The sequence below is a fragment of the Luteimonas sp. MC1572 genome, from assembly GCF_016615815.1.
GTDB lineage: Bacteria > Pseudomonadota > Gammaproteobacteria > Xanthomonadales > Xanthomonadaceae > Luteimonas.
In genome coordinates this window covers 2,690,499-2,702,680 of sequence record NZ_CP067112.1, presented here as the reverse complement: position 1 = coordinate 2,702,680, position 12,182 = coordinate 2,690,499, and the positions used below count along the sequence as shown (strand labels likewise).

Below are 12,182 nucleotides of genomic sequence, written 5' to 3'. Positions count from 1 at the left end.
CGGCGAACGGGCGGCGGCTCAGAAGTACTTGATGGCCTGGATCCAGAAGCGCCCGGACCTGTCCGGAGCGGAGAGCGCGTCTTCGCCGCCGACCTTGCGGGCGTAGTAGCTGCGGACCGCGAAATTGCCCGGGTCGTCCCAAGTGGCGCCGATGCCGGCGCCGCTCAGGCTGCGAGTGTTGTCGCCGGCAAACCACGGGTCCTTGTCCACGGTGATGCGGCCGCCATCGACGAAGCCGAGCAGGTGCACCTGGCCGGGTACGTGCCCGCTCAGGCCCGGCAGCAGGCGGCGCACTTCGAGGTTGGCGAGCAGGCCTTCGTCGCCGAAGCCCTCGCCCTGCGGATAGGCGCGCACGCCATCCATCCCGCCCAGCACGAGCTTCTCGGAGGCGTCGAGGTTGCCCGAGGCGACCTGGCCGCCGAGCGCGCCATACAGCGACCAAAGATCGGTGAGGCGCTGCAGGCGCGAGACGTTCAACGCAAGCTTGGTGTAGCCGCCGTGGGCGCGTGCCGTGACGGCGTCGACCGCGCGCGCCGACGGAGTCTGGATGTCCAGGTCGCCCGAGGACAGGGCGAGATGGAAGGCGTTGGCACCGCCTCCGCCGAAGCCGTCGTAGTGGTTGCCGTACAGGCTGGCCGTGGCCACGCGTGCGCGCTTGTCGGTGACCACGTCGAACAGGTCGATGCGGTCCTCGAAGCGCCGGTGGTCGTATTGAAGGCCGGCATACAGATTGGTCCCGCGCGAGCGGATCAGCGGGATGGAGCCGAACACGCTGGCGATGTCGGCGGTGCCGTGCGCACCGAGGTCGTCGTACTGCTCGCCGAGTTCGTACTCCAGGCGGCTGTAGGCCACGCCGGCAGTCGCGCGGCCGAACAGCATCTGGTACGCGCCGCGGCCATACGTCAGGCCCGAGCCCGAGGTCAGCAGGCGCAGCGAGGCGACATCGCCGCGTCCCAGCGGGTTGTTGAGGTTGACCGTGGCGCCGAGGCGGTATTCACCGGTGTAGGGGTTGCCGGCGTTGTCGGCATCGACGCTGCCGGTGACTCGGCGGCCGGGGGTGATGTCCACCACCAGGTCGGAACTGCCCGGCGCCTGGCCCGGCACCATCGTCGATTGCACGACCACCCCGGGGATGTCGGAGAGCAGCAGCAGGCGCTGCTCGATCGGGTCGATGGTCAGCGCGTCGCCGCTTTCGAGGCCCGCGAGGCGGCTTTGCGCCACGTTGTCGGCCAGGTTGCTCTGGTTGCGCAGGGTGACCTGGCCGAGCACGCCCTCGCTGACCGCGATGGTCACGCTGTTCGACGTGACGTCCTGCGCCGGCAGCCAGGCGCGCGCGACGAAATAGCCGTTGTCCCGGTAGTGCCGGGTGATGCGCGCGGCCATTGCCTGCAACTGCGCCAGCGTCAGCCTGGTGCCCGGTGTGAACTCCGCGATCGCCACCAGTTCAGAGGCGGGCCAGGCGCTGGCGCCGGTGACCTGCAGGCGCTCGACCAGCACGGTGGGCGCGTCGGCGGCCGCCGCGGCGGGCACGATCCCATCCTCGATGCGGATCTGCGGTTGCGCAGCTTGCGCGGGCGGTGGCGTGGGCAGCTGGCGCAGCTGGCTGCCGGCTCCGGGGATCTGTTGCGCGACCGCACCGTGACTGATGGCAAGCAGCATCAGCGGCAACAGTTTCATTCGTGGATTCATGGCGTGCGTCCTGGCGGGTATCGGCCGCCCGCGGCACCCGCGCGTGCAGGGCCCCCGGACAGTCGCTGGAGAGGTGGGATGGGGGATGCGCTGCGCGACTCGGGCGCGGCGTCTGGAGGCTGGCAAGGCGCAGGCGCTCACCGCACCCGCGGCTGCGGTTGCGGTGGGTAGGCGGTCTGCGGATGGCCCCTGTTCCTGGAACGTGTGCAGCGTCGTGCGCCGAAACCTGATTCGGCGGCGCTGAGTCCCAGCCTTGCGTGGTGGAGCGGCACGGACGGGCCGTGTGGATGGAGCGGCGATCGGGTCGGCGGAATCGACCAGCGGCATCGCAGTGATCCCGGGCCATTAGCGGCCCGCTGTTCTGAATAGGTTGTGAAGCCGTTGGGCGGCGCGAATACGGGCCGCATCGTTCCAGCATCGTCTCCCTATGAATACACGCGCGTTGTTACCCTTCCCCAGCTGAATCCCGCGCCCGCACATGTCCGCTGCCGGCGCCTTTCCAATCCTCCAGGAGAAACGCCGTGGCCGTCGCTGCCGAGCGTCTGTATCAACGCGCAATTCATCCGCTGCACGCATTCCTGCTTGCCGCGGCCTTCCCGCTGTTCCTCGGCGCGATGGTCACCGACATCGCCTACGCCCGCACTTACGAGATCCAGTGGAGCAACTTCTCCTCGTGGCTGCTCGCCGGCGCGCTGGTGTTCGCGGCCTGCGCGCTGCTGTGGAGCGCGGTCGACTATTTCCGTGGTGACCGCGGCACGCGCCCGCTGGTCTACATGCTGCTGCTGCTTGCCACCTGGGTCGTGGGTTTCATCGACTCGCTGGTCCACGCCAGGGACGCGTGGGCGATGATGCCGACCGGCCTGGTGCTGTCGGTGGTCGTGACGGTGCTCGCGGCTGCGGCGGCGTACTTCGGATTTTCCGCCATCCGCGTGGGAGGCAGGGCATGAAGCACTTGAAGCTGTTCACGGCCATCGGCCTGGTCACCCTGCTGGGCGCCTGTGGCGGCGGCAGCGATCCGGACCCCGCGCAGTACGGCGCCAGCCCTGAGCTCCCCAAGCAGGAGCGTGGCCTGATGCCCGACATGGTCATCGCCAAGCCGGCGGAGTGGGGCGACATGGTGCCCACCGTGCCGCAGGGCTACGCGATCAAGGCCATCGCCACCGAACTCAACATCCCGCGCCAGACGCTGGTGCTCCCCAACGGCGACATCCTCGTGGCCGAAGGCCGTGGCGGCAACGCCGGCAAGCTGAAGCCGAAGGACGTGATTGCCGGGCGCATCAAGGCGCAGGGCAATACCAAGGTGAAGAGCGGCAACCGCCTGACGCTGCTGCGCGATCCCGACGGTGACGGCAACTACGAGCGCAGCGTATTCGCCGAGGATCTCAACGCGCCGTACGGCCTCGCGCTGATCGGCAACACGCTGTACGTGGCCAACCAGGATGCACTGGTGAAGTTCGACTACCAGGACGGCCAGGTGCGCGCGAGCGCGCCGCCGGTCAAGGTGGCGGACCTGCCTTCGGCGATCAACCACCACTGGACCAAGTCGCTGACGGCGAGTGCCGACGGGCGCTTTCTGTACGTCGGCATCGGCTCCAACAGCAACATCACCGAGCGCGGCATGGTGGCTGAAGCCGACCGCGCGCTGGTGTGGGAAATCGACGCGCAGACCGGCGCGCACCGGCCGTACGCGACCGGCCTGCGCAACCCCACCGCGCTGGCCATCGAGCCGACCACCAGCCAGCTTTGGGTGGTCGTGAACGAGCGCGACGAGCTTGGCCCGAACCTCGTGCCCGACTTCCTGACCTCGGTGCGCGAGGGTGGGTTCTACGGCTGGCCGTACAGCTACTGGGGCCAGAACGTCGATCCGCGCGTACGTCCGCAGGACCCGGAAAAGGTCGCCGCGGCGATCACGCCGGACTACAGCCTCGGCTCGCACGTGGCCGCGCTGGGCCTGGACTTCTCCACCGCCACGATGGGCGCCGGTTTCGCCGAAGGTGCCTTCGTGGGTGAGCACGGCAGCTGGAACCGCAACGATCCGGTCGGCTACAAGGTCATCTTCGTGCCCTTCAGCAACGGCCGTCCGTCCGGCCCGCCGGTGGACTTCGTTTACGGCTTCCGCGGCGAAGACGGCAAGACCCGTGGCCGTCCGGTCGGCGTGACCGTCGACCCGCGCGGTGCGCTGATCGTCGCCGACGACCTGGCCAACACCATCTGGCGCGTGACGCCGACGCTCTGAGTCCGGTCTTCTGCAAAACAAAGGCCCACCGTCGCTGGTGGGCCTTTTTTTTGGGCTGCTCTCCCATTCAAGCGAGGCACGGCGCTGATATCGGCGCCGGGTACCAAGGCCCTTGAGGACTCATGTCCCCCGTCGATGGCCCTGCGGCCATCGCCTCCTCCTTGACTTCGCCCTCGAGGGCCTTGGCACCCGGTCCGCGCAGTACGCGGTGGTTCCAGAGCACAACCCGCGTTCTGGTGCATTGCTCTTCGGTACCTGCCGTCAGCGCCGAGCCGCGAAGGCCTCCCGGCCACCGTGGCGAGGCCGCAAGCAGCTGCGGTCAGTCGCGCGGCAGGCGCGCGGCGGCGGTGGCCATCGCGCCGAGTGCCAGGTCCACGGCGCCCATGCCGTCGCGCTGCAGGTCGACGTGCTCCGGATCCACCAGGTAGGCGCGCATCACGCCCGAGATCATGAAGTGCAGGGCCATCGCGCAGGCGTGCGCGCTCATGCCGGCGCGCAGCTGGCCGAGGTCCTCGGCGCGCTTGAAGGCGGCATTGATGCGCGCGTGGGTGTTGCGGAACCCTGCCTGGCGCAGGTCGTGGACCTGGGTGGTCTCGGCGCTGATCTCGCAGCGCAGCTCGATGACCTCGATGGCGTTGCGCACGTGCGGCTTGTCGACCACGTCCGCGAACGAGGCGCGCAGCTTTTCGCGGAGGTCGGCCAGCGGCGTCGAGCCCTCCGGGCGCGATGCGTACTCCAGCCCGTGCAGGAAGGGCACGGTGACGCGGCTGATCACCGCCTCCAGCACGTCGGTCTTGTTCTTGAAGTGCCAGTAGACCGCGCCGCGGGTCACTCCGGCGCGCACGGCGATCGCCTCGAGGCTGGTGCGCGACATGCCGTGCTCGCGGAAACACGCTTCGGCCGCGTCGAGGATGCCCTCGCGCGTGACCAGCGCTTCCTCTTTGGTTTTCCTGGCCATGGCGGCTGAACGCTCCTGTGCGAGATGAGAGTGTAGCCCACTTACATACATCCATGAATGGTTGTATATTGCGCCGTCCCCATTCAGACCAGCCCTTCGCCCTGTACCAACGAGGCGGAACAGGCGCTGGCTTTCCCTCATTCCAGCACGCCAAGCGAGCCGACCCATGTCCCAGCACCGCCGTCGCCACCTCCTGATGCCCCTTTCCGCCGCACTCGCCCTTGCGCTCGCCGCCTGCGGTGGCGGGCAGGACCCGCAGCAGGCGCCCAGGCCGGCGGTGACCGTTGCCACCCTCGCCGCGCAGCAGGTCACCCTGACCCGCGAGCTGCCGGGACGCACGCATGCGTGGCTGGTGGCCGAGGTGCGGCCGCAGGTCAATGGCCTAGTCGCCAGGCGCCTGTTCACCGAAGGCGCCCTGGTGGAAGCCGGCCAGCCGCTGTACCAGCTCGATGACGCGACCTATCGCGCCGCCGCCAACAGCGCGCGCGCGCAGCTGGCCCGCGCCGAGGCCACCCGCACCGCAGCGCAGCTGACCGCGCGGCGCACCGCCGAGCTGGTCAAGATCGACGCCGTGAGCCGCCAGGACAACGACAACGCCCAGGCCGCGCTCAAGCAGGCCGAGGCCGATGTCGGTGCCGCGCGCGCCGCGCTCGACGCCGCCAACGTCCCCCTCGGGCATGCGCGCATCACTGCGCCGATCAGCGGCCGCATCGGCAAGTCCTCGGTCACGCAGGGCGCGCTGGTCACCGCCAACCAGGCCGCGCCGCTGGCCACGGTGCAGCAGCTCGATCCGATCCACGTCGACCTCACCCAGACCAGTGCCGAACTGCTGCAGCTGCGCAAGGCGCTGGCCGCCGGCACGCTGGAAAGCACCGCGTCGCTGCCGGTCACCATCCTGCTCGAGGACGGCACCGCCTACGCGCATCCCGGCACCTTGAAGTTCTCGGAAGTCTCGGTCGATCCGGGCACCGGCAGCTTCTCGGTGCGCGTGGAAGTCGCCAACCCCGACCAGGTGCTGCTGCCCGGCATGTACGTGCGTGCGGTGGTCGGCGCCGGCGTGCGCAACGACGCGATCCTGGTGCCCCAGCGCGGCATCGGCCGTGACGCCAAGGGCAACACCACGGCGATAGTGGTGGGCGACGACGGCACGGTGTCCGTGCGCCCGGTGCGCGTGAGCCAGACCATTGGCGACGCCTGGCTGGTCGAGGACGGCCTCGCCGCCGGCGACCGCGTGGTGACCGCCGGCCTGCAGAAGATCAAGCCGGGCGACGTGGTGGAAGTCACGGAAGACGTTGCCGACGCGAAGCAGGTGCAGCCGGCCGCCGCCGCGCTTGCGGCCGCCAGCGCGGTCGATACCGCCGATGCCGATGCCGCTGACGCGGCCACCCCCGCCTCCTCCGGCGCCACCGCACCGGCGGCCGGGGCCTCGGCCTCGAAGGAGTAAGCAATGGCTCGTTTCTTCATCGATCGCCCCATCTTCGCGTGGGTCATCGCGATCATCATCATGCTTGCCGGCGTGCTCGCGCTGACCTCGTTGCCGATCTCGATGTACCCGACCGTGGCGCCGCCTTCGGTCGAGGTGCGCGCGACCTATCCGGGCGCGTCGGCCAAGGTCGTCGAGGATTCGGTGACGCAGATCATCGAGCAGAACATGAAGGGCCTCGATGGCCTGATCTACTTCTCCTCCAAGTCGTCGTCCAACGGCATGGCGCAGATCACGTTGACGTTCGAGAGCGGCACCAACCCCGACATCGCCCAGGTGCAGGTGCAGAACAAGCTGCAGCTGGCCATGCCGCTGCTGCCGCAGGACGTGCAGCGCCAGGGCGTGCACGTCTCCAAGTCCACGTCGAGTTTCCTGCAGGTGGTCGGCTTCGTGTCCGAAGACGGCAGCATGACCCCGAGCGACATCGGCGACTTCATCGGCACCAACGTCGTCGATCCGATCAGCCGCGTTCCCGGCGTGGGCACCACCCAGGTGTTCGGCGCCAAGTACGCCATGCGCATCTGGCTGGACCCGAACAAGCTGCACACCTACGCGCTGTCGGTGGCGGAAGTCACCGCTGCCATCCAGGCGCAGAACGCGCAGGTCGCCATCGGCCAGCTCGGCGGCGCGCCGGCGGTCGAAGGCCAGCAGATCAACGCCACCATCAACGCGCAGGACCGCCTGCAGACCCCCGAACAGTTCCGCAACGTGGTGGTGCGCGCCGAGCCCGACGGTTCGGTGCTCAAGCTCGGTGACGTGGCGCGCGTGGAGATCGGCTCGGAGACCTACGAGTTCGTCACCCGCTACAACGGCCAGCCGGCCAGCGGCCTGGCGATCTCGCTGGCCACCGGCGCCAACGCGATCGACACCGCCGCCGGCGTGAAGCAGGCGCTCGCCGAACTCGAGCCGTACTTCCCGCCGGGCCTGGTGTCGGTGGTGCCCTTCGACACCACACCGTTCGTGCAGGTGTCCATCAAGGGCGTCGTGGTGACGCTGATCGAAGCGATCGTGCTGGTGTTCCTGGTGATGTACCTGTTCCTGCAGAACTTCCGCGCCACGCTGATCCCGACGATCGCCGTGCCGGTGGTGCTGCTGGGTACTTTCGCCGTGCTCGCGGTGCTGGGCTTCTCCATCAACATGCTGACCATGTTCGCGATGGTGCTGGCGATCGGGCTTCTCGTGGACGATGCGATCGTCGTGGTCGAGAACGTGGAACGCATCATGAGCGAGGAGGGACTCTCGCCGCTCGAGGCCACGCGCAAGTCCATGGACCAGATCACCGGCGCGCTGGTCGGCATCGGCCTGGTGTTGTCGGCGGTGTTCGTGCCGATGGCGTTCATGTCCGGCTCGACCGGCGTCATCTACCGGCAGTTCTCGGCGACCATCGTGTCGGCGATGCTGCTGTCGGTGGTGGTGGCGATCGTGCTGACGCCGGCGCTGTGCGCAACCATGCTGAAGCCCATCGAGAAGGGCGTGGACCACCATGGCACCGGCCTGTCCGGGCGCTTCTTCGGCTGGTTCAACCGCGGCTTCGACCACACCAGCGGCAAGTACCGCGGCGGCGTGCGCCGCATGCTCGGCAGCCCGAAGCGTTCGATGACCGTGTTCGCGCTGCTGGTGTTGGTGATGGGCGTGCTGTTCGTGCGCCTGCCCAGTTCGTTCCTGCCCAACGAGGACCAGGGCGTGCTGATGGCGCTGGTGCAGACGCCGGTCGGCGCCACCCAGGAGCGCACGATCGAGGCGCTCAAGGAGCTCGAGGACCACTTCATCGCGAACGAATCCGACATCGTCGAATCGGTGTTCTCGGTGCAGGGCTTCAGCTTTGCCGGCATGGGCCAGAACGCCGGCATGTCGTTCGTCAAGCTGACCGACTGGGGCGAGCGCAAGGAGGCGTCCGAGGGCGCGTTCGCGCTCGCCGGCCGCGGCATGGGCGCGATGAGCCAGGTCAAGGACGCGCAGATCTTCGTGTTCCCGCCGCCCGCCATGCCCGAGCTTGGCATCGGTGCCGGCTACACCTTCTTCGTCAAGGACAACGGTGCGCAGGGCCACGAAGCGCTGATCAATGCGCGCAACCAGATGCTTGGCGCGGCCAACCAGAGCCCGCTGCTGCAGGCGGTGCGCCCGAACGGCCAGGAGGACACGCCGCAGTTCCGCATCGACATCGATACCGAGAAGGCGAGCGCGCTCGGGCTGTCGGTCGGTGCGATCAACTCGACCCTCGCCGCGGCCTGGGGCAGCGCTTACATCGACGACTTCATCGACCGCGGCCGCGTGAAGCGCGTGTACCTGCAGTCGGATGCGCAGTTCCGCATGACGCCGGACGATTTCAGCCTGTGGTCGGTAAAGAACAACCAGGGCGAGATGGTGCCGTTCTCGGCGTTCGCCAGCTCGCACTGGGACTTCGGTTCGCCGCGCCTGGAACGCTACAACGGCGTATCGGCTGTCGAGGTCCAGGGCGAGCCCGCGCCGGGCGTGGCCACGGGCGACGCGATGCTCGAGATCGAGCGCCTCGCGGCGGAGCTTCCGCCGGGCTTCGGCATCGAGTGGACCGCGTTGTCCTACCAGGAGCGCGAGGCTGGTTCGCAGACGCCGCTGCTGTACGCGCTGTCGTTGCTGATCGTGTTCCTGTGCCTGGCCGCGCTGTACGAAAGCTGGACGGTGCCGACCGCCGTGTTGCTGGTAGCGCCGCTGGGCATCCTCGGCGCGGTGCTGGCCAACTCGATGCGCGGCATGGAGCGCGACATCTACTTCCAGGTGGCGATGCTCACCACGGTGGGGCTGACCAGCAAGAACGCGATCCTGATCGTCGAGTTCGCCAAGGCGAACGTGGAGCAGGGCATGGAGCTCATCGAGGCCACCATGCAAGCGGTCCGCGACCGGCTGCGCCCGATCATCATGACCTCGCTGGCCTTCGGCCTCGGCGTGCTGCCGCTCGCCATCGCCAGCGGCGCGGGCTCGGGCGCGCAGCGCGCCATCGGCACCGGCGTGCTGGGCGGCATGGTGGTGGGCACGCTGCTCGGCGTGTTCTTCATCCCGCTGTTCTTCGTGGTGGTCAACCGCCTGTTCAACCGCAAGCAGCACGCACCCGTCGCCACCGGGGTCGACCAGCATGCATAAGCCACTGCACGCGAGCCTCGCGCTGGCCATCGCGCTGGCGGTCTCCGGCTGCGCCACGCTGGTGCCAGCCACCCCCGCCGCCGCACCCGCGATCCCCGTGGAATGGCCGCTGCCCGCGACCACGCCCGCGGGCCAGGCCGGCGCGTTCGCGCCGGCCGAGCCGGCCATTGCCGCGCTGCCCATGGCCGATGTCGGCTGGCGCGACTTCCTCGCCGACCCGGCGCTCGAAGCGGTCGTCGCCCAGGCGCTGGACAACAACCGCGACCTGCGCGTGGCGATCCTCAACGTCGAACGTGCGCGCGCGCAGTACGGCATCCGCCGTGCCGACCGCATGCCGTCGCTCGGCGCCAGCGCCACCATGGAGCGCGTCGGCGGCGATGTGCCCGACAGCGAGTCGTATGTCGCCGGCATCGGCCTGGCGGCGTTCGAACTCGACCTGTTCGGACGCGTGCGCAACCTCGGCGAGGCGGCGCTGCAGCAATACCTGGCCACGGCCGAGGCGCAGCGCGGCACGCAGCTGTCGCTGGTGGCCGAAGTCGTCGGCGCATGGCTGGCGCTGGCCTCCGACCAGGAGCAGCTGCGCCTGGCGGAATCCGCGCTGGAGACCTACGAGCGCACGCTGTCACTCACCGCGCAGCGCCAGGCGCTGGGCGCCACGTCGGCGCTCGAGGTGGAGCAGGTGCGCACCCAGGTGGAAGGCACGCGTTCGGATGTCGCGCGCCTGCAGGGCCAGGTGGCATTGGACCGCAACGCGCTCGACCTGCTGGCCGGCGCGCCGGTGCCGCCCGAGCTGCTGCCGCTGCGTGATTCAGGCGCCGTGCTCGGCCTCACCGCGCTGCCGGCGGGACTGCCGGCGGAAGCACTGCTGCGCCGGCCCGACGTGATCGCCGCCGAGCACCGACTGCAGGCCGCCAGCGCCAACATCGGCGCGGCGCGCGCCGCGTTCTTTCCGTCGATCTCGCTGACCGGCAGCGTCGGCTCGGCCAGCGACGCGCTGTCCGGCCTGTTCGAGGGCGGCACCCGCGTCTGGAGCTTCATGCCGCAGGTCAACCTGCCGATCTTCCAGGGCGGACGCCTGCGTGCCGGCCTCGGCGTGGCCACCGCCGAACGCGACATCGCGCTTGCGGAGTACGAAAAGGCGATCCAGGTCGGCTTCCGCGAGGTCGCCGACGCGCTGGCGCAGGCGGATGCGCTGGCCCGCCAGGTGCGCGCGCAGCAAGCTCTGGTCGACGCTGCCACCCGCGCCGAAGCACTGGCGCAGGCCCGCCATGGCGCGGGCCTCGACAGCTCGCTGGTGCGGCTGGATGCGCAGCGCACGCTGTATGCCACGCAGCAGGCGCTGGTGGCCACGCGCATGGCCGAACAGCGCAACCGGGTCACCCTGTACAAGGTCCTCGGCGGCGGCTGGCAGGAGCGTTCGGCGGTCGCTGCCGCAAGCGGCGACTAGCCGGGCCACACGCCGCGCTGCGCCGCGCGGCGCGGCGCATGTCGCGGATCGACGCGGTCAGCCGCGATGCGCGGCGTGCACGCGCGCCACGTCGTGGTGCAGCTTCTTCGGGTGGGTGATCATCGCCTTGAAGCGCGGCTCCAGCGCGTGCACGCGCGCCTCGGCCGCCACGACCTCGGCATGCAGGCGTGCGCGCTCCGCCGCCGGCGCGTCGTCGCCCAGCGCGAGATAGTCCCCCACGTACCGGCGCAGCCTGGTGACCGCGGCCTTGGCCTTGCCCTTGGGGCTGACCAGCGACACCAGCACCGTGAGCAGAAGCAGGCCGACGATCACCACCAGCGACAGCCCGGTACTGATCTCGATCACCTTCACCGGATCGCCGTCGTTGATGAACGGCAGGTTGTTCTCGTGCAGCGCGTGGACCACGAGTTTGACGCCGATGAAGCCGAGCACCGCGGCCAGGCCAAGTGACAGGTACACCAGCCGCTCGAGCAGGCCACCTACCAGGAAGTACAGCTGGCGCAGGCCGAGCAGCGAGAACGCCGTGGCGGTGAACACGATGTAGATGTTCTGGGTGAGGCCGAAGATCGCCGGGATCGAATCGAACGCGAACAGGATGTCGGTGCCGCCGATCGCCAGCATCACCAGCAGCATCGGCGTGAGCGCGCGCTTGCCCTGCCAGGTGGTGAACAGCTTGTCGCCGTCGTAGTGCGGGCTGGAGTGGAACACCTTGCGCACCACGCGCACCACGATGTTGGGCTTTTCATCCTCTTCGCCGTGGTGCTGCGGCTTGAGCAGGTTGCCGGCGGTGAGCAGCAGCGCCAGGCCGAACAGGTAGAAGACCCACGAGAAGCGTTCGATCAGCGCTGCGCCAAGCAGGATGAACACCGTGCGCGCGATCAGCGCGAAGGTGATGCCGAACAGCAGGACCTTCTGCTGGTCCTCGCGCGGCACCTTGAAGCTCGCCATGATCACCAGGAAAACGAAGATGTTGTCGACCGACAGCGCCTTTTCGGTGACATAGCCGGAGAAGTACTCCGCGCCCATCGTGGCGCCGCCCCAGTACCAGACGCCCGCGCCGAACAGCAGGGCGATGCCGACGTAAAGCGCCGACCAGACCGCCGCCTCGCGCAGGCTGGGCGAGTGCGCCTTGCGCACGTGGAAGAAGTAGTCGAAGGCAAGCAGCGCGACGATCAGCGCGATCGTGGCTTCCCAGACGAGTGGGGCGGTCGGCATGCGCGGCCCTGCATTT

At 69.2% G+C, this 12,182-nt stretch carries 8 protein-coding genes; 5 read left to right on the top strand and 3 right to left on the bottom strand.

Annotated features, from left to right (window positions below; translation table 11 throughout):
- Positions 1 to 18: 18 nt before the first annotated feature.
- The gene (locus JGR64_RS12420; protein WP_199373734.1) at positions 19 to 1,677 is read right to left on the bottom strand and encodes a ShlB/FhaC/HecB family hemolysin secretion/activation protein; all 1,659 of its coding nucleotides are present in this window, start codon (positions 1,675 to 1,677) and stop codon (positions 19 to 21) included.
- A gap of 533 nt (positions 1,678 to 2,210) precedes the next feature.
- On the opposite strand from JGR64_RS12420, the gene JGR64_RS12415 reads away from it, so the two are divergent.
- Together JGR64_RS12415 and JGR64_RS12410 are read left to right on the top strand one after the other, a co-directional pair.
- Entirely contained in the window at positions 2,211 to 2,636 is a 426-nt protein-coding gene (locus JGR64_RS12415; RefSeq protein WP_199373732.1) for a DUF2231 domain-containing protein, read from the top strand.
- Positions 2,633 to 3,925 (top strand): sorbosone dehydrogenase family protein, encoded by a 1,293-nt coding sequence (locus JGR64_RS12410; RefSeq protein WP_199373730.1) that lies wholly within the window; start codon positions 2,633 to 2,635, stop codon positions 3,923 to 3,925. The genes JGR64_RS12415 and JGR64_RS12410 overlap by 4 nt, the downstream gene beginning before the upstream one ends.
- Positions 3,926 to 4,244: 319 nt before the next feature.
- On the opposite strand, the gene JGR64_RS12405 is transcribed toward JGR64_RS12410, so the two are convergent.
- Positions 4,245 to 4,883, bottom strand: coding sequence for a TetR family transcriptional regulator (locus JGR64_RS12405; protein WP_185115868.1), 639 nt, complete (start codon positions 4,881 to 4,883; stop codon positions 4,245 to 4,247).
- Positions 4,884 to 5,049: 166 nt separating this feature from the next.
- On the opposite strand from JGR64_RS12405, the gene JGR64_RS12400 reads away from it, so the two are divergent.
- The 3 genes from JGR64_RS12400 to JGR64_RS12390 are packed head-to-tail and all read left to right on the top strand — an operon-like array spanning position 5,050 to position 10,930.
- Complete coding sequence (locus JGR64_RS12400) at positions 5,050 to 6,327, top strand: efflux RND transporter periplasmic adaptor subunit (protein WP_199373727.1); 1,278 nt, start codon at positions 5,050 to 5,052, stop codon at positions 6,325 to 6,327.
- 3 nt (positions 6,328 to 6,330) lie between these two features.
- Positions 6,331 to 9,483 carry an efflux RND transporter permease subunit gene (locus JGR64_RS12395; protein WP_199373725.1) on the top strand — a complete coding sequence of 1,051 codons (3,153 nt, stop codon included), beginning with the start codon at positions 6,331 to 6,333 and terminating at the stop codon, positions 9,481 to 9,483.
- Positions 9,476 to 10,930 carry an efflux transporter outer membrane subunit gene (locus JGR64_RS12390; protein ID WP_199373723.1) on the top strand — a complete coding sequence of 485 codons (1,455 nt, stop codon included), beginning with the start codon at positions 9,476 to 9,478 and terminating at the stop codon, positions 10,928 to 10,930. Before JGR64_RS12395 ends, JGR64_RS12390 begins: the two co-directional genes overlap by 8 nt.
- A gap of 57 nt (positions 10,931 to 10,987) precedes the next feature.
- Here JGR64_RS12390 and JGR64_RS12385 read toward each other — a convergent pair whose 3' ends face one another.
- Complete coding sequence (locus JGR64_RS12385; RefSeq protein ID WP_199373721.1) at positions 10,988 to 12,166, bottom strand: TerC family protein; 1,179 nt, start codon at positions 12,164 to 12,166, stop codon at positions 10,988 to 10,990.
- Positions 12,167 to 12,182: the final 16 nt, after the last annotated feature.